Origin of the sequence: Rhodopirellula europaea 6C, from assembly GCF_000338295.1 — a bacterium.
In the GTDB taxonomy this organism is placed as follows: domain Bacteria; phylum Planctomycetota; class Planctomycetia; order Pirellulales; family Pirellulaceae; genus Rhodopirellula; species Rhodopirellula europaea.
In genome coordinates this window covers 1-18161 of the sequence record NZ_ANMO01000080.1, presented here as the reverse complement: position 1 = coordinate 18161, position 18161 = coordinate 1, and the positions used below count along the sequence as shown (strand labels likewise).

18 protein-coding genes are annotated in these 18161 nt (G+C 55.8%); 8 read left to right on the top strand and 10 right to left on the bottom strand.

Features of this window, described 5'->3' with window-relative positions:
• Positions 1-34: 34 nt before the first annotated feature.
• Together RE6C_RS06540 and RE6C_RS06535 are read right to left on the bottom strand one after the other, a co-directional pair.
• On the bottom strand, positions 35-1423 hold the full coding sequence (locus RE6C_RS06540; RefSeq protein WP_008654987.1) for a hypothetical protein: 1389 nt from the start codon (positions 1421-1423) through the stop codon (positions 35-37).
• Complete coding sequence (locus RE6C_RS06535; RefSeq protein WP_236617992.1) at positions 1420-2760, bottom strand: B12-binding domain-containing radical SAM protein; 1341 nt, start codon at positions 2758-2760, stop codon at positions 1420-1422. The genes RE6C_RS06540 and RE6C_RS06535 overlap by 4 nt, the downstream gene beginning before the upstream one ends.
• A gap of 99 nt (positions 2761-2859) precedes the next feature.
• Here RE6C_RS06535 and RE6C_RS06530 point away from each other — a divergent pair, with 99 nt between their 5' ends.
• The gene (locus RE6C_RS06530) at positions 2860-3639 is read left to right on the top strand and encodes an SGNH/GDSL hydrolase family protein (protein ID WP_008654984.1); all 780 of its coding nucleotides are present in this window, start codon (positions 2860-2862) and stop codon (positions 3637-3639) included.
• A 74-nt stretch (positions 3640-3713) separates the two neighbouring features.
• On the opposite strand, the gene RE6C_RS06525 is transcribed toward RE6C_RS06530, so the two are convergent.
• The 4 genes from RE6C_RS06525 to RE6C_RS06510 all read right to left on the bottom strand — a co-directional run bounded on the left by RE6C_RS06525 (position 3714) and on the right by RE6C_RS06510 (position 7069).
• The gene (locus tag RE6C_RS06525; protein ID WP_008654983.1) at positions 3714-4700 is read right to left on the bottom strand and encodes a YdcF family protein; all 987 of its coding nucleotides are present in this window, start codon (positions 4698-4700) and stop codon (positions 3714-3716) included.
• Positions 4701-4816: 116 nt separating this feature from the next.
• Positions 4817-5299: a carboxypeptidase-like regulatory domain-containing protein gene (locus RE6C_RS06520; RefSeq protein ID WP_008654982.1), complete on the bottom strand. Its 483-nt coding sequence runs from the start codon at positions 5297-5299 to the stop codon at positions 4817-4819.
• Complete coding sequence (locus RE6C_RS06515) at positions 5296-6399, bottom strand: DUF1559 domain-containing protein (protein ID WP_236617990.1); 1104 nt, start codon at positions 6397-6399, stop codon at positions 5296-5298. Before RE6C_RS06515 ends, RE6C_RS06520 begins: the two co-directional genes overlap by 4 nt.
• 382 nt (positions 6400-6781) lie before the next feature.
• Positions 6782-7069 (bottom strand): hypothetical protein, encoded by a 288-nt coding sequence (locus RE6C_RS06510; RefSeq protein WP_039961370.1) that lies wholly within the window; start codon positions 7067-7069, stop codon positions 6782-6784.
• Positions 7070-7073: 4 nt separating this feature from the next.
• Here RE6C_RS06510 and RE6C_RS06505 point away from each other — a divergent pair, with 4 nt between their 5' ends.
• The 4 genes from RE6C_RS06505 to RE6C_RS06490 all read left to right on the top strand — a co-directional run bounded on the left by RE6C_RS06505 (position 7074) and on the right by RE6C_RS06490 (position 11041).
• A complete protein-coding gene (locus tag RE6C_RS06505) occupies positions 7074-7763 on the top strand; it encodes an ABC transporter ATP-binding protein (protein WP_008654979.1) in 690 nt (229 codons plus the stop codon).
• Entirely contained in the window at positions 7760-8647 is an 888-nt protein-coding gene (locus tag RE6C_RS06500; protein WP_008654978.1) for a DUF58 domain-containing protein, read from the top strand. Before RE6C_RS06505 ends, RE6C_RS06500 begins: the two co-directional genes overlap by 4 nt.
• 307 nt (positions 8648-8954) lie before the next feature.
• Positions 8955-10574, top strand: coding sequence for a hypothetical protein (locus RE6C_RS06495; RefSeq protein WP_008654976.1), 1620 nt, complete (start codon positions 8955-8957; stop codon positions 10572-10574).
• A complete protein-coding gene (locus tag RE6C_RS06490; protein ID WP_008654975.1) occupies positions 10571-11041 on the top strand; it encodes a hypothetical protein in 471 nt (156 codons plus the stop codon). Before RE6C_RS06495 ends, RE6C_RS06490 begins: the two co-directional genes overlap by 4 nt.
• A 66-nt stretch (positions 11042-11107) precedes the next feature.
• Here the strand turns inward: RE6C_RS06490 and RE6C_RS06485 are convergent, their stop codons facing one another.
• Entirely contained in the window at positions 11108-11674 is a 567-nt protein-coding gene (locus tag RE6C_RS06485) for a GNAT family N-acetyltransferase (protein ID WP_008654974.1), read from the bottom strand.
• Positions 11675-11746: 72 nt separating this feature from the next.
• Between RE6C_RS06485 and miaA the strand changes: the two genes are divergently transcribed.
• The gene (gene miaA, locus RE6C_RS06480) at positions 11747-12757 is read left to right on the top strand and encodes a tRNA (adenosine(37)-N6)-dimethylallyltransferase MiaA (protein ID WP_008654973.1); all 1011 of its coding nucleotides are present in this window, start codon (positions 11747-11749) and stop codon (positions 12755-12757) included.
• Here the strand turns inward: miaA and RE6C_RS06475 are convergent.
• Both RE6C_RS06475 and RE6C_RS06470 read right to left on the bottom strand, forming a co-directional pair.
• Positions 12737-13867: a hypothetical protein gene (locus RE6C_RS06475; protein ID WP_236617989.1), complete on the bottom strand. Its 1131-nt coding sequence runs from the start codon at positions 13865-13867 to the stop codon at positions 12737-12739. The two genes, miaA and RE6C_RS06475, sit on opposite strands and share 21 nt — an antisense overlap.
• A 56-nt stretch (positions 13868-13923) precedes the next feature.
• Positions 13924-14325, bottom strand: a complete 402-nt coding sequence (locus tag RE6C_RS06470) for a response regulator (protein WP_008654971.1) — start codon at positions 14323-14325, stop codon at positions 13924-13926.
• Positions 14326-14617: 292 nt separating this feature from the next.
• On the opposite strand from RE6C_RS06470, the gene RE6C_RS06465 reads away from it, so the two are divergent.
• Both RE6C_RS06465 and RE6C_RS06460 read left to right on the top strand, forming a co-directional pair.
• Entirely contained in the window at positions 14618-15661 is a 1044-nt protein-coding gene (locus tag RE6C_RS06465) for an AAA family ATPase (protein ID WP_008654969.1), read from the top strand.
• Positions 15658-17073 carry a DUF58 domain-containing protein gene (locus RE6C_RS06460; protein ID WP_008654965.1) on the top strand — a complete coding sequence of 472 codons (1416 nt, stop codon included), beginning with the start codon at positions 15658-15660 and terminating at the stop codon, positions 17071-17073. Before RE6C_RS06465 ends, RE6C_RS06460 begins: the two co-directional genes overlap by 4 nt.
• A 280-nt stretch (positions 17074-17353) precedes the next feature.
• Here RE6C_RS06460 and RE6C_RS06455 read toward each other — a convergent pair.
• On the bottom strand, positions 17354-18161 hold an 808-nt coding region (locus RE6C_RS06455), incomplete at its 5' end, for an NAD(P)/FAD-dependent oxidoreductase (protein WP_039961369.1).

Sequence of the window (18161 nt, the reverse complement as noted above, 5' to 3'; positions counted from 1 at the left end):
GGGACGACATCTGTGATCACTCGCCGCATCCACTTCACTCACCGCTCTCCTTCTCTGAAACGACAGGTTCTTCGGTTTCAGCATCTTGGTTCTCCGAGACACTCTCGTCTTCAGCGGTGCCCTCGCTCGCTTTCAATTCCTTCGCTTGGATCACTGCCTCACGCGCCTCTTCGATGATCTCAATCAACTCGTTGCGATGCTCTCGAGTTTCTTGGTCTCCGACCTCCAACTCGCGAAGTTTCCCAAACGTATCCAGCATGCGGGCGAGCGTCTCTTCGTCCTCGAACATGAGACGTTCGCGTAGGTATTCCAGACTTCTTGTACCCTGATACCATCCTTTCTGTCGCATCGCGATTTCGTCGGCTTGCACCATCAACCTGTCAACGATCCAGCGGTCCGCATTGGATTTCTGAATCGCGTCGGCAATGAGCGAAATTTCCGGCAATCCCTCGCCGCGATCTGGATACTTCGGTGGTGGATCCCATACCACTGGATACGCGTCCTCTCCCGATGCTTGCATCGTCACGATCGCTTCTTTGATGGCCCCCTCGCGAAGCAACGAATCCACCTTTGCCGAGCGAACCAGATTCGGTTGAAAGAACATCGCGGCGAACAATAGAACTGCACCCGAAACAGTGGGCCAAAGCCAAACGATCTTTGGCATTGAAACGTTGCGTGAGGCAACCTCCTCGAAACGATGTTTCGGGTTGCTCGACATCCCGATGGAAGCCAACGCGGCAAGCAACACCGGAATGATGCCGTAGAAGCATCCTCCCGCAACCGTCGACTGATAGTTCACCAGAATTTGCTGAGTCTGCGTCAACCGAATCCCACCCATCAACGACACCATCGACAACTGCGCTGAAAGAAGTGCGAAGAACGCGATGACCATGCACGGGACCAAGATCCAAAACAATGGCACGAACCATCGAAGACCAAACTGAATGGCAACGACACGGCTGAACAACAACACTCGCCAGATTGAAACGATTGACAGCAGCGCCAAATTAAAACGAAGCGACACGACTTCATCCGCCATGGTCTCGATTGGAATCGCGTACAACCAAGCCAGCGGCGCGGTCATCCAATATCCAACCAGAAAGATTCGGTAATCCCGGATCGAATTGCTTCGCGGATCACGTTTGACACCGGTCAATGCCAAACAGATTTGCACAGTGAAAAACAAAACGGTGCAAATCACCAACGAAGCTGCAAATGGCCCAAGCAAATCTTGCGGCGCATGCATCCAACTGACCGCATCGTATTCGCGAGCCATGGCGGCGGTCGCAACCAAAGCAAATGCCAGCACAAGCGACATACGGCAACGCAACACGCGTCGGATCGACGACTCGACTCCAAACAAAAACAGCAACGGATCTCGCAGCCGCATCGTTGTTGGATCACTGTCAGGTGAGTCGCTCATACCTGGTTTCTCGCGGTGCGTCGGAAGGATCGAATCTTCTTTTGAATGGAATCGCGTCGTGCCTGAGCCTCCGGACGAAACACTCGCTCGACCAAATCATTGAACTCGTTTTGCAATTGCTCGGCCGTCATCTGATCTGGCTGATAAACCACGTCAAACAACGTGTACCTGGAGAAGTCACCGGGAAGCAACCGCCTCGATTGCGACAACGATTTGTAAAGGCTGGTTCCCGGAAACGGTGTCTGCAACGTCAACTGAATCTCACCCATCGGAGCTTCTTCCAAGAAGTCTCCCAGTCGAGCGATTGATGCCCTCGTTTCTCCGTCCGCTCCGACGATCAAGCAACCGTTGACGACGATGCCAGCTTCTTGAATCGCAACGACCGCCTCCAGCATACGTTCCCAATCCGCGTTCTTGGCTCCCATGCCTGGATAGCGAAACACGCTGGACTCCAACCCAATCAAGATCTGTCGACATCCACTCTCCGATATTTGCTGCAGCAGTTTCGGCTGCGTCGCGATTCGCCAATCGGATTCAGTGAACCAACGCGCACCATGGCGACGGAGTGATTCCAACATCGGTCCATGATCGCGATCACTGGCGAAAGTGTTGTCATCGGCCAACTCGATCCACGGCCGCGATTGTTGGCGTGAGATCGCCTGCAGTTCCGCTTCGAACCGCTCATCGGGTTTGACCCTGGCCGGCCCAAGCATTCGGCTTGCCGCGCAGAACGAACACGCCCATGGACAACCTCGCATCGATTGAATCGTGTACCGCGGTGGCGAGTGTTCTCCCAACAAATCCCATCGCGGCAATGGCGAATCCGCGAGTGAGAACGATCCATCAGCTCGATAGGAAGCCACGGTCGATCCCTGTATCACATCCGCCAACAAATTCGCGAACGTGCTTTCTCCGTCGCCCTGAACGACAACATCAAAGTGCGGGCGACAATGTTCGGGTGCCGCCGTCGCGTGCAATCCTCCGATCACAGTTGTCACGTTGGGACGCTGAACCAGTCGACTGATTCGTGCCGCACGATCGGCCGAGGGAGTCAGCGCCGAAAAAGCGACGACTCGCGGCAGATTCGACGAAGATGTCCCAGACAAAATCCGTTCGGCCACCTCGCTCTCTCGTGTGACACCGTCATCCAAGACCAGTTCGATATCCCACGTCTCCGGTACCAACGCGGCAATGGTCAGCAAGCCAAGCGGAGGCAACTGCGAAAGAGCGGACGCGCGGCGAGCCAATCCGGGCAACTTCAATCCGCGTTGAAGCAATTCCTCATGCCCCACTCGCAATCCACTCATCGAGACCAACGTCAATTTTGGTTTCGGCACCGGCACCTCCATCGTGAACTGGATGGCGACATCATCGCCCTGAAGGTTCATGATAAACTAAAAGGGTCCCGTCCGAATTCGCTCCGTGAGTCTGCTTCAATGAATCAACGTCGATCGTCCTGTCTGCGTCTCTTGTGTGTTTGCGTTGGCTTGGAAGCCGGTTTGTTGTGCTTCGGCTCTTCGGCAATGGCCCAAGATGCCGCCACGGTCGAACGACAATTCTTGATTCCAGAATCCAACGACTCGATGGCCGGCGAGGGTCCCGTCCGTCGCTATGACTGGATGAAGAATTTGTGGCAGAAACGACGATCCACTTTTGCCTCGCGCGTGCAACAAGACCAAAACGCAATCGTGTTCCTTGGTGACTCCATCACACAAGGTTGGGGAGACGATTTCCGTGGAGCGTTCGGTGATCGTAAAGTTGCCAACCGCGGCATCAGCGGCGATACGACTCGCGGCATGCTGTATCGATTGAAAGAAGACGTGCTGGACGTGAATCCCCAAGCGGTCGTCATGTTGATGGGGACAAACGACTTGGAGGAGCATGCCACGCCGAAAACCATCGCCGGAAACGTTCGGTTGATTCTCAAAGAATTGCATACGCACGATTCGGAGATGCCAATCGTGATTTGCCTCGTGATGCCAAGCAGTGAAACCAAGTCACGTCCCGCTGGCAAAATTAAACGCCTCAACAAATTGCTGACCGAGATCGCCAATGAAAACGATGGCGTGCACCTGGTCGATACTTGGACGCCATTCGCAAACGAAAATGGCGACGCAAAGAAAGAGGAGTTTCCCGACTTGCTACACCCAAACGATGCGGGCTATCAAAAGTGGAAGGTGGCACTCGAGCCCACTTTGAATGAACTGAACCTGTAATATCCATCCGGCATCCAATCGCCGACCGACCACCACGCAGCGAATCCTTGCCTGCTGAATCACTGCCTGCTAAATCACTGCCCGGCGATTTTCGCAATGGTCTCTTTGATCATCTTCGCGACGGTCTCGAGGTTCTCTGCCTTTGGAACCAATGATGAAGCAACCCATGGGCGTTGCTTGTCCTTGGCACGAAAGGCACAGGGCAGCGGGATCAGCTCGAGCGAAGACGCCTTTGCCAACCGCATGGCTCGCGGCATATGAAACGCGCTGGTGATCAATCCGACCTTGAGCTCATCCGGCGAGTCGCCGTTGCCCTGACGAAGTTCGTTCATTTCCGACGGCGGTGAATCCATCAACTGTTTGAGCGAACGCATTTCGGCTTGAGTGTTGACGCCTTCGATCCGTACGATCACGTCTTCCGGCACGCCCAGCGACATCAGCAACTGAGTCGACTGTTTCCACGGCGGTTCATACCCATCGGTGGAAGATCCCGTCACGATGATTTTCCGTGTCGCCCCCGCATGATACGCCTGAGCCGCCGAGATGACTCGTTCGCCATCTCGCCCCAATTCGTAAAACCCGGGTGCGATGGCGGACGAACCGCCACCAAGCACGACGACCGCATCAAACGGTCGATCGAGATCGCGTTGCTCCAACGCAGGGCTTGGTTCCGTTTGCAACGGACTCTCAACGCGGCCGCTCATCCAGTTCGCGAAATCGCCGTTGCCGACGATCCACCAAAGAATGAAGCAGGCGAACCAACCGAGGGCCTTGGCCGCGGATTGTGTTCCACGTCGCCATTGCCGGACCGCAAACACCGTCAATGCCAACATCCCCAGCCACACCAAACCAACGGGCTGGATCAGATCCGTTCCGCATCGCATCCCAGCCACAAAGCCTTGTTGCATCCAGGTCACCACAACCAGCAACAAAACGAGAGCAGCTGGAACGATCAATGACACAACCACGTCGGACCAGGAGGTTCGTAATCCGATGGAAGAGTGAACCGGTTCGTCGGCGTTAGCCGCATGAGATGAAGATGAATTCATCCCAACCATCATACTGACACACCGAAAAATATCCTGCCCTGGGGGCAATCAGCCAACAAAAAACCCCGGCCGCGATCAACCGAACAATCGCAGCCGAGGTAATCGGACTATCGTCGCTAGCCGGCTGGTCAGGCCGAAGGAATGTCCAGGTTAATTTCGTTCGAACCAGACTCGACCGTCACCATGTCTGGAAGCGTGACTTCCCTCGGTGGTTCCATTCCTTTTGAACGCGATCGCGATTTGCTGGGACTTTCTGCAGGCCCGCTCGGCATGCTGGGTGCTCCCATGCCTCCGGTCATGATCTTAACTCGGTGCTGCCCCGTGACCGCTCCCGGCTGATCCTGAGCGTACTCCAATGTGTAGCGTCCCTCTTGGTCCGACTTGCCAAACGACTGCCGGCCGGTGACAGGATAGAAGGTGATCGAGGCTCCAGGTACCGGCGCCCCTCCCATGCTGACCACACCAGAAACCTCGCCGGTCTCGGGGCCCGATGGGCCGCATCCAGACAACGTACTCAATAAACCAATGAGCACGATGGACGAACCCAGCAACTGGTGAGGTCGAATTCGATTTGGATTCTCGAAAATTGCTTTTTGATTCAGGTTCATCATTCCAGTCCTTCCATCGCCGACCGGTCCGCACGATCCATCAATGCCGTGTAGATTTCGAATTGAATGCTGTCGGTGATGAATTGCACCGAACCATCGGCCATTACGAATTGGGCACCGCCGATGTGTTGCGATCGAAACGCAGTGTTATTAAAAGCGGTTTCCATACCGTTTTTCTCCCAACCGCCATTCCACCTCAGTCCGCCCCACGATGGCCAATCGTCGCCGGAGTAGTTGATGGGGTAACGAGTCACGACGTAGTTGTTCTTCGAGTTTCCGGCGGTCGCGGTACCACAAGACCACATGCCGCCGAGAACCGATCCAGCGCGGTGATCGTTGAAGGTTCCGTGAACGCCACCTTGCTCACCCACCGCGATGGTGTGCGAAGTTCCGTCTAGTAGCGAAGCGAATCGGGTCTCCGTACCAGGCCACGGTGTACCAAATCGCAACTTCATACCAAAGAAACCGTTGTCAGCATGAACGCCACCCCAGTCCCAAACTGCGGTCGGGTGATCATCGATGGTTCCGCCGGTGAAGTTGCAACCGCTGTTGCCGGCATAGTCAGGAATCTGAACTTCCAGATTTTCGGGTGCTCCCAACGCTTGAGTCGCATCGTTCGTTGGATACAGATTTGTTTTTGCAAGCACACTCGAGGGGCACCAAAACCCCGGTACACGCGCTTGGTTCATTTCTTCCCAGTGAACGACGGGTGCGGCCCAACCCGCGTTCATCTTGTCGAACGACGATGCGGAGAAATCAATGCCATCGTAGATGGCTGATTGTTCCAGTTGCGGCAAGATGGCAATGAACCATGACGACTTCCGAGCCCAACCATTGGCGGTGTAGTTCTCAGGTCGCCCCGATGCGGGAAAAGAATTGAACGCGGAATGATAGTTGTGAAGTGCCAAACCGATCTGCTTCATGTTGTTGCTGCAGCTCATGCGACGAGCTGCCTCACGAGCAGACTGCACAGCTGGCAGCAGCAAACCAACCATCACCCCGATGATCGCAATGACGACGAGCAGTTCAACCAAGGTGAAACCTCGCCGTGCGTGAATCGGCTGATCTGCGTCGTCCGAACGCATGTGAAAACGGGATGACATAGACGGGTACTTCAACATCGGACTCTCGATATGACAGGGATTCGGTTGGCAGGCATCGAGCGAACTCGAACCTTTGGATTCCCTGATGACACGCAACCATCATTCCACCACACAAAACCTCGAATTCGCGATCGCACCGTTTGCAAACCATTCGCTTAAAAATGCGCACACGGCAAAAAAGGCACGAAGTAACGCCCCGTTACGCGACTTAAGCAAGTCTCTAGGTGCCGCAAATCGCCCTCTATAGAACGCAGAATCTTAGTTTTTTGGTTAATTTCTGCGTTTGACTTTTGGGGTACGCGGCCACCACTTGATTTCAAACATTGAGCACGCAACGCAAATTTGCATGAGTGTTTAAAAACATCGCGGCAACGCCCAATTTTCAGGCGACTTGTTGCCACGGATTGGTGGTACTTCTCAAACAGCTTGAATCTGCTCCACCAGCCCGCAATTCATCGGTTTGAGTTTGAGCCGGCAACTCATCCTGTTTGTTCGCTCCATATGTGTCAGCGACAACGAACAACTCAGCAGCAGTTGATTCGAACACCAGTCGATCGAAAGCCACGTCGAACAGACAGCAAACTTCAACCAGCTCGTTCGCATCGAGACGTTCAGGCGGAAGACTGCTAGACTGAGCCGGTTGCATCCCAGTCGTTAAAACGGAGTCCACGGACGTGTTGGTTGTTTCCGAGCTGTCGAAATCGTATCCCACCGCGGGCGAACCGCTGTCCGTCTTGCGAGGCGTCAACCTCGAGCTTTCCCCCGGACAATCTGCCGCGATTGTTGGCCCGAGCGGAAGTGGCAAGACAACGCTGCTTCAAATTCTTGGAACGCTCGACGAACCCGACTCCGGGTCCGTCCAAATCAACGGTCAAGATCCGTTTGCACTCGATGCACGTGAGCGAGCTGCCTATCGAAACCAAACGATCGGTTTCATCTTTCAGGATCACCATTTGTTGCCACAACTGTCGGTGACAGAAAACGTTCTCATCCCCGCGTTGGCAAATGGGAAACCAACGGGCGATGACACGACGCGTGCGGCGGAACTGATCGATGCCGTTGGATTGTCTCACCGAGCCACTCACCTGCCTCGCGAATTGTCGGGCGGGGAACGCGAACGTGTCGCCATCGCCCGAGCCTTGCTGATGCAACCATTCGTTGTGTTGGCGGATGAACCGACTGGCAACCTGGATTCGAAAACCGCGAAGACGATCACGGAATTGTTGCTGCGTTTGCAAGCCGAGCAGAACACGGTGTTGGTGACCGTCACTCACTCGCTGTCGTTGGCCGATGACATGAACGAGCGTTTCGAGTTGGTCGATGGTGCATTGGTACGCCGCGAACGATTCGGCATCACCGCATGACATCGACTCTTTCACCTGAAACACTGCAACAGATCAAACGACTCGATCTGCGCGCTCGCATGGTCGTGCGAGGGTTCTTGCAAGGATTGCACAGCAGTCCGCTACAAGGGTTCTCGGTTCAGTTCAGTGATCACCGTCTGTACAATCGCGGCGACGATCCAAAGCTGATCGATTGGTTGGTGTATGCCAAAACGGACAAGCACTACATCAAACGGTTCGAAGCGGAAACCAACCTGAACGGTTTTCTGTTGATGGATCTATCGAAGTCGATGGGTTTCCGCCAAGGAACCTCGATGACGAAGTTCGAGTACTCGACGTGCTTGGCGGCCGCACTGACATATCTGATGTCTTTGCAAAAAGACCCCGTCGGATTGCTGACCTTTGACGACAAACTGCGAGCGATCTTGCCTGCGCGGAGTCGACGCGGGCATCTGGGAGATGTCTTGGCGGCCCTATCCGGAATGACTCCCGAAGGCACCACGGAACTGCCGCGATGCTTGGTTCAGGTCGCCGCGATGTTGAAACAACACAGCCTTGTGATGTTGTTCTCTGATTTGCTGGGCGATCCGGAAGAAACGCTCGCGGCGCTCGCTCGTTTGCGGCACGGCGGTCATGACGTGATCGTCTTTCATGTCCTCGACGACGCCGAGGTTCGTTTTCCATACGACGGTCCCGTCGAATTTGAAGATCCCGAATCAGGCGAACTGGTCACGGTCGATGCGACCGGATTCCGAGCCGAGTACCTCGATCAAATCGCCGCTTTTCGCGAAACGTATTCCCAAGGCTGTTCCGCTTTGCGAATCGATTACGTGCCGTTGGACACCAGCATGCCGTTTGACCGTGCACTGACCGAGTACCTGCAGCAACGCCAAGCAAGGTTCTAGGCAGTCGGATCCGCACCGGCATAAACCTTGCCATCGGCGCCATCCCAACTGTACGCAACACCAGAGCGATTCCACGCACCTGTTGCGAACAATGGATCGATTGTGCCGGGTGGCAAACCGCGACAGCGATTTTTTTCGGGAGCGTTTAACCGACCCTCACCATCCAAGGGCTACTGTTGACTGGGCATTGTCTCAATATGCGTGAGCGGCCGGGCGATCGCTATCCGTCTCACATCACACACTCTTCCCAATCAATCTCGAGACAACGCCCCGGTCTCACGCTTTCTCCTTTCCGGCCCCGCGAGTCATGTCATCACTGGACGTCACATTCGATATCCTCACGACACACTCATCGCCCAGCGCTGGCGAAGTGCTGCAATTTGGTGCGACAAGTGATGACCAATCCACGCGTCAAAATTGCTTGCGAGCAATGGCGCACCGCAAAGACGTGAAATCGCTGAACTGGTTGATTAATCGCTTTGAGAAATACCACGACGATCTGCTTTCGGCGCTCACGACCAAGTCCGGCGAACTCGATGCAGGCTACTTGGGCACGGCGGTCACAAAACAACTGGCCAAAGACGGATGGAATCAAGCGATCGGATTGCGACTGATCGACTTGGTGGATTGCCTCAATCAAACCGCTTCGTTGGCAAGACTGATCAACCTCGCACAAAACCACGAAGACTCGCTCATCCGAGCGGCCTCGGGCGAAGTGACCCTGGCACTTGCCAGCCCGCTGTCCAAAGCGGTCCGACACCGTGGCGACGGAGAACGGATCAATCCGGAATTAGAACGATTTCGGCAATCCATCGCAGAACTGCTGGGCGAAGCGGTCGAGCGATACAACACTCATCGAAACACCGATCTATTGGATGCGTTTCTGGTCATCTCGGATTGGAACGATGCACTGTTCCAACGTTTGATGAGTGACGAATCACCGACCCAAGAAACGCTACTTCGTCGCATGCGTACTAGCGAACATCAATCTGTGCTGCAACTACTGGCAGGTTTCATTCGGCGGCGCAAAATCCCCGGACCGGTGATCGGTTTGTTGCTGCGCCGTCACGATGCCAAGTTTTGCGAAACTCTTCTGGAAACCATTGGCGACAATCCGACTCCGGTCACCGCGATCAATTTACGCGAATACGGCCTGCCGGACTGCTTGCGTGGCGGTGAGTCATTCATGCGTTCGCTCGGAAGCGATCGCGACGGCGCAATGTGCAACGCCTACTCCATCGCGATGCCCCACGAACCAGAATCCATTCACTTGGTGATCGCGATGCTGGAACGAGGCGGCCCCTCCGCCATCCGCACCGCCGAACTTTGCCTCAAACGCATCGAAGCACCTGAATTGGCAGACTGGATTTCTGTGCTGCAAGATTCGCTCGAAAAACAGGTTGCATTGGATGCCGAGAAAGACGGTTCCGGCACGACTGAGCAAACTCTAGATTGCGATCGGACCATTCGGCTTCTAGACGAATTGATCGCACTTTCCGACAGCGAATCAAAACCGCTTGCTGCCGCCGCTCAATCTTTGCTCGCTCATTTGAACACTGCCGAAGTTCTTCCGATCTTCGGAGAATTATCACCGGAAGTCGGAAAGCAACTTGGGCGTATTCTGATGCAGACAGATTCCGGCACCCTCGACATGGTCCGGCAGGGATTGCGACACGCAGTCATGCAAAACCGACTCGATGCCATCGCATTCGCTGAGTCACTGGGGCTTATTGATCTGATGATCGATCCCCTTCGGCAAATCGCGAAGACCGATCACCAACTGGCAAAACTGAGAACCGCTCAGGCGTTAGCGCACGGTACCGGATCCCAATCCGAAGCGGTGCTACGAGATCTTTGCAGCCTTCCCGATGGATCGCTGCGAGACGCCGCAGTCGTTTCCATGGCAGAACGAGGCTTGACGGTATGAGTTCACCATCCAACGTCGTTTTCATGCAACCCCTTCAGATTCTTTCAGATTTTGACACGGCTCATTCAATGCCGTTGATGAACGTCACCCGCATGACGGACTTGGCTCCACAATACCAAGCCGTCACAGAAGACTCATCGCTCCCGATCGCTCTGATTGCCGGAATCGTGCTCGTCTTGGCTGCGATCGCAGGTGGCATGATTTGGTACTATCGAACACGCGAACCCGAAGTCCCAACCAGCGACGCGGTCACGATGGATCTTTGTCGAGCTCACGGCTTGTCGATCTATCATCGCGGTTTGATCGATCGCCTAGCCGTCGCCGCCGAACTACCTCACACGGCCGAGATGTTTTTGTCGCCAGCGCATTTTGATGCCGCGATCGAAAAAGCGAAGAATGCGGTCAGACTGCGTCGGCATCATCATGCATGGTTGGGCGAGATTCGTCGAACGCTATTCGACGCTTGAAAAGCAACGCGAAGTCAATCTGTTCGGCTGAGTCACTCGGCCGATGAATAAGCGAGCTGAATCGCCTCAAACCCCGGCAACTTCGCAAGCCTTGTAGACCACCTTCGCCTGGCGAAATCCAATTCGCTCGTACAGCCGAACCGCATGAGTATTCGCGGTGGTCACTTCCAAATGCATTCGTTCCAGCCCCGCGGATTTGAATCCCGCTGCGGATCGCATCATCAGCATCCGCCCAAGTCCGTTGCCGCGATGTTCTGGGACGACGCCTAGATTCTGCACCGCACCCCACTCGTCTAGATTCAAACCTTGGATCGTGCCAACGGGAATGGGGCGGCCCCCCGGACGATCGCGATAGCGGATCAACCAAGTCGCCTCTGGCACAAATGCGGCACGACTGGTGATCTCTCGCATCAAACGCAGACAACCATCGCGGCGGCCCAAACACGGGAACACATCCGCGTCCATCTCGCTGCGAAACGATTGAAATTTCGCGGCCGCATGTTCACGCACCAATCCCTCATCGAACGCCACCCACTCGTATCCGCGAGCGGCCATATCGGGTGCGTCCCAAGATCCGCTCCAATCGCGCAGGTTCATCTCCATGCGATAGCGGCGAAAGTAAGTCATGCCCACTCGGGTTGCCCCCTTTCCAGGATCACGGTCTCTTGTGAACAATCCAGTTTACCACATCAGCTGACTTTCGAGATGCATCCTGACACGCGATCCCAGCCCTTTGCCCCTTTGTTCGACGACGTGATCGTTCTGACCGGCCCGACCGCTTCGGGCAAAACGGAACTGGCTCTGCGGGTCGCGGAAACTCTGGCGGCCAGAACAAATGGCCGACAAGAAGTCGAAATCCTTTCTCTCGATGCCATCGCAGTCTACCGCGAAATGGACATCGGCTCGGCCAAACCCACCTCCGACCAACTGGCCCGAGCCCCCCATCACTTGATCGATTTGGTCGATCCTTGGCAAGAATTCAGCGTCGCGGAGTACCTGCATTCCGCTCACGCCTGCGTCCAAGACATCCTCGACCGAGGCAAACTTCCGATGTTTGTCGGTGGCACACCGATGTATTTAAAAGGCGTCTTGCGTGGTTTTGATGCTGGTCCGCCCGCCGACGAAGCATTTCGAAACGCTGTCGAAGAAGACCTGAATCAACATGGCATTGGCGCACTTCGAGAACGTTTAGAACAAGTCGACCCGCTATCGGCCGCCAAGATTGATCCGGGTGATTCGCGTCGGATGATTCGCGCCCTCGAATTCGCTCGAGCGACCGGGACGCCGATTAGCCACCGACAACTGCAATTCGATGCCGCTCGATCCAGCCGCGAAGGACTCGTCTTTGCACTCCGCGTTCCTCGACCGGTTCTCCATCAACGAATCGAAAAACGCGTCGAAGAGATGTTCGACGAAGGCTTGGTCGCCGAAGTGCAAGGTTTGTTGGAGCTCGAACGACCGCTTTCCAAGACATCACGCCAAGCGGTTGGCTACCGTGAGATCATCGAAGCAATCGCGGCGGGTGACGCACCTGAAACCGCCGCTGAACAAGTCGTCTTCCACACCCGGCGTTTGGCTCGACGACAAGAAACCTGGCTGCGATCGTTCTCCGAAATTCGCGGTCTCGGGTCATTTGAGTCGGACTCGGCACCGGACATTGATCAATGCGTCGATTCGATGGTCGAAACCATCTTGTCATTCGATCGAGGGAACTGATTCGAGCGAACTGGGTTCGCTGACTCGGATCCAATCTTCGTCGCTTTCAAAGTGCTCGCGAGAAAAATACATCGCTCTGTTGGTTGGCAGGTGCCAAACCAGTGTCTCGCCAATCCATTCGGTTCTTTGGCACTCATTGCGAAATAAGCGTACACCGTTCGTTTCAGTGACACTGACCACTTCTTCAGGGCTGATCCATCCATGCTGATGCCATGTGGTGTCCTGAGTTGGAATCGCCATCCATCGCCAACTGTTGTAAAAGTATCGCACGGTACTGATAGCCAAAATCAGAGCTCCCAAGGCGATGAACCAGTGTCCGAAATGCCAAGCCAGCAACGCCGCGACCCCGTAAACGACGATCATGCCACCGTTTCGATACATGATTTTCCGCACCGCCGCGTGGTCCACCGGCACATGTAACGTGACTTGTCCGTCGAAGGAAATCGCCGACTCAGGACGCTTGCCCAACTGCTGGCAATTTCGTTCCATGACCGCATCGCGATCGAATGGCTTCGCATCGGGTTGTTGCCAGATCGCTTGCAGTTCTTTCCAAACCGTCTCGTCGAATCGTTCGAACAATCGCTTGGCAAGATAGAGCTGAACGTAGGGTCCTTCTAACAATGGAACTCGAATGCCATGTTTGGTTGTCTCGGCTCGCTGGCAATAGTCCCCATTCAGAAAATGGGTCCGTTCACCATCGTTGAACAGTAAACCCGACGGCACAAACCGGCCGACCGCACGCCCCACTAAGTCAGGCCGCTGCTTCAACGCCCGCCGTGTTCGTCTAGACGGTGCAACGTATTGAGTTGCAACCGCAAACCCAATGGCGACGAAGACGCCGATCAAGATTCCGAAAACGGTTTCGGAATCCACGCCACTGAAGAACATGTTGGTCGTCGCCACCACGATTCCGATCGCAAACGCGGGAATGATCATTCCCCACATCAACACCGCCAACAGAATCCACAACCCACGTTCTGGGATCAACATCCGAATGTCGACTTCGGTGATCTCGCCATCAAACGCAAGAACCGTACCGATTTGATCGGAGCTGGCAGCGGGCTCCGGTTCCGATCCGCTCGGTCGCATCGAAGTCGCGTACGGATTCACCGACGCTCGTTCTATGTCGGTTCTCGACGTTGGCTTGGCATCACTGTCCTCATCCGTCATTCCGGCGGACGCCAACCGTAGGCTTCCGCCAATCCGCCACACACAATTTCACGAAGCTTGCCCAATCGAACTGGCTTACGAAGAATTTTGTAGGCTCGCATCCGAGCCGCTTCTCGCTCGATCGCTTCGTCCATCAAGGCGCTCATCAGGACGTACGGCATCGCGTTGGGACGTTGTGACAAAATTCGCATCACATCGAGCCCCGTCACTCGCGGCATGTGCACGTCCAGCAGCACCATGTGAATGGCGGTCCTCTCAATGACGCGAAGAGCCTCGTCGCCGTCAGCGGCCTGCTGCGTTTGCACGCCACCGCGCACGAGAGCCTCGCAAACCACGCCGCGAAAATCGGCGTCGTCGTCGGTTACCAAGACTGTTGGGATCATGCCAGCGTCGACCATGGCTCATCCACACCCCCGCAAACAGAAAAAGAATTTGTTCACTGTCAATTGTGAATCCATCCATTATACGTCACGAGCTCGTTGTTGGGTTGGTCTCCTGCCAACAGAGTTTTCAGCAGGATCCACCCACCCGGTCCAACCGATTCTTCTCAACCGGCAACTGCGGCCGTCGCGGGACCACCAAACCACCACGCCATACGCGTTTCCCGGCTATCATGGGCGCATCGCGTCACGGTTTCGACCGCCTCGCGACCTCGTCCATCGGAGTCATCCGTCACCGGAGCGTTTGCCCTTGAATTCCAAAGCGACCCCGCCCGCTGCTTCTCGCGGCAACGCAACCCCGCCACCGCCTGCTCCCGCGTCCAAGTCCGCAAACGGTGCCCCCGTCGATGTCTCCGCGGTTGCGGAACTTTCCAAACGCGTCATCGGCAACGTCGAAAATGCGATCGTGGGCAAACGCAAACAGCTCGTCCTTTCGATGGTCGCTTGGCTCAGCGGAGGACACATTCTCCTCGAAGACGTTCCCGGTGTGGCGAAAACGATGCTCGCCCGAGCCCTCGCGAAAAGTCTTGGTTGCCACTTCAAACGAGTCCAGTGCACACCCGATTTGTTACCCACCGATGTCACCGGGACATCGATCTTCAACCAAAAGAACTCTGAGTTCGAATTCCGTCCCGGCCCAGTGTTCACGCAAATCCTGCTCGCCGACGAAATCAACCGAGCCACTCCGCGAACGCAAGCGTCGTTGCTGGAAGCCATGGCGGAAGCCCGTGTCACGGTCGACGGAAAATCCTACACGTTGAATCCTCCCTTCCTCGTCATCGCAACTCAAAACCCGGTCGATCACGAAGGCACCTTCCCGCTGCCCGAAGCCCAACTCGACCGTTTCCTGATGCGGTTCTCGCTTGGATACCCGTCCATCGAAGAAGAGCTGCGGATGCTGGACCTGCTCCAGTTCAAACATCCGGTTGATTCGATGACCGCCGTCGCCACCGCCGAACAATTGGTCGCGGCTCAACAAGCGATTCGGTCCGTTCACGTCGATCCGCGAGTTCGCCACTACTTGCTTCAAATCGTTCACCAAACTCGGCACAACGAAAACTTGGCTCTCGGAGGCAGCCCCCGTGCAACGATCGCCTTGTTCCGATGCAGCCAAGCGATGGCAGCAATTCGCGGCCGAACCTTCGTGACTCCCGACGACGTCAAGAAAATCATCGCGCCCGTCATGAACCACCGATTGATCCTGCGCCCCGAGAGCAGGCTGCGGAAACTAACCACGGAAAAGGTCCTGGAAGAAATCCTCAGCGAAATCGCGGTGCCCACGATCTCATCATGACGGACAAAGGCAACGCAGCGGAATCGCGATCCGATCCGCCCGCTCCATCGCGTTGGCTGACGATCATCGTTGTATGCGCAATCGTTGTTTTCTTAGGAATGGTCGCCGGTGCAGGATTGTGGATGACCGCCGCGATCACCGTGGCCTCCGTCGTCGCAATCGGCAACTGGGTCGCAACCCAGTGGTCCGCCGGAGTCGTTGCCGTCCGTTTGGACTCTCCCGAAGAAGGCCGCGATCTCGAGGTCGTGATTGGATCGCTGGTTCCCGTCACCGTCGAAGTCACCAACCAAGGCAAATTGCCAGTCGCTTGGGTCCTCGCCGAAGACTTGATCCCTCGCGGCGCCACACAACAAGCCCGCCAGGCCGACGGCATGGCAATCGATCCACGCACCACGCCGCTCCCCATCGAGGGCGCCCGCTTGGCCGTCATGGCGTTGCTACCCGGCCAATCCAAACGCATCGAGTACTCGGTGCGTTGTCTCCGGCGAGGCTATTTCCAGATCGGTCCGACGGTGTTGGAAACCGGAGACCCCGTCGGGATGTTTCGACGTTATCGGTTGGGTGCACGCCCGATGTTTGTGACCGTCCTGCCAAAGGTCCAATTGCTATCGACCTATGAAATCGGCTCGCGTCGGCCGATCGGCGAAATCAAAATTCGTGCGTCTTCGATGACCGATCCGACGCGTCTGCGAGGCATCCGGCAATGGCAGATCGGTGATCCACTTCGCAGCGTTCATTGGGCCGCGACTGCGCGAACCGGAACCTTGCACAGCAAAGTCTACGAGCCATCTTCCGTCGCCGGCGCGACAATCATTCTGGACTTGCACGTCGACACCAATCCGGACCAGCACGAACCACTCCGCACGGATCTGACGATAACCGCGGCAGCATCCATCGCGGCGGCACTGCATGACGCGGGCGAGCCCTTTGGCTTGGCCACCAATGGCCGCGACGCCGCCGACCGAATTCGCACCGAAGGTTTTCGCGGTGATCACCGAGTGCGTGATGCTTCCGTCAAAGCGGCTTCGCTCAAACAACTCAACGAACGACTGCGACCGGTTCTCGTCAACGTCGATCGTGGACCGGTGCACCTGAAAGAAATGTTCCGCACGCTGGCTCGTCTCGAGCGAACCGATGGCCTGACGCTGGCCGAATTCCTCGTCGAAACCGAATCGCAACTTTCCAGCGAAACAACCATGTTGGTGATGCTACAACAAGCCACCGAAGCCGACATCGCCGCGCTCGTCGGACTTTCGCGTCGCGGATGGGCCATCGCCGTTGTCATCAACACGCTCGATATCGATCGCTACTCACGTATGGCGGGCCCGCTGCTCGCCGAACGCATTCACGTTAGCCACTTGCAAACCGAAGACAGCATCATGGATGTTTGCCGAGCCCAGATGGCTCGTTGATGGCTGACTTTGTCTCGATCGAAATCACTTGCAAGCAATTCAATAGCTCTTTCAGAGATGACCCGTAGCGGAAATCATCAAGACTGATGGAAGTCGTGGAGAAAGATCGAAATTCCTGACGAATTTCGCGACGGTCAGTACGGCGATGCCGAAGATTTTCACCGCTATCGAGCCTTCCCGCCGCTCGACGCCTTCTTTTTCATTGCATTCCTTCGCTGTGTGCGATCACTGTATGTAGCTGATGTATTCACGAGTCAGCGAGAAAGCTCATCGTCACGACTCACTGCAAATACTGGTGCACGCAGGTGATCGCCAACGCCCCGTCACCTACCGCGAAAGCACACCGCTTGGTCGTCCCGCTGCGAACATCACCGCAAGCAAACACGCCCGGACTGGTTGTTTCCAGCTCACACGGCGTGCGTCCCTCGGGAAGTTTTTCGTGATGATGGATCATCGGCCCCGTCATCACAAAACCGCGGTCATCGAGCGCCACCGAATCCGGCAACCATTCCGTGTGAGGCTTTGCACCGACAAAGATGAACGCGGAGGGGCAATCCAACATCTCGCGTTCTTCGGTTTGGTTGTTTCGAATTTCAACTCGTTCCAAATGCTTGTCACCCGCCATCTCGCAAAGCTCGGTGTGACACATCACTTCGATGTTCGACTGCTTTTCAATTCGGTCCGCCAGATAACTGGACATGCCTTTGCGAAGATCGTTCCCACGAAGTAACAAACGGACATCGGCGGCATGCTGCGACAAGAACATTGCGGCCTGGCCGGCAGAATTCCCGCCACCCACCACGACCGCGGTCGATTCCCGGCACAATCTCGCCTCCACGGATGTGGCGGAGTAGTAAACGCCCATGCCTTCAAAGCGTTCGCAAGCATCCAGCGGCAACCGTTGGTACGACGCCCCGGTCGCAATCAACACGGTGCGTGTTCGAACCTTTTGGCCAGTGCAAAAGCTGACGACGTGAACACCACTGTCGTCTTGCACGATCGACGCGACCGAAACCGGCGCGGTGAACTGTGCTCCAAACTTCAAAGCCTGCAAATAGCCGCGATTGGCCAAATCCGCACCGGTCAAA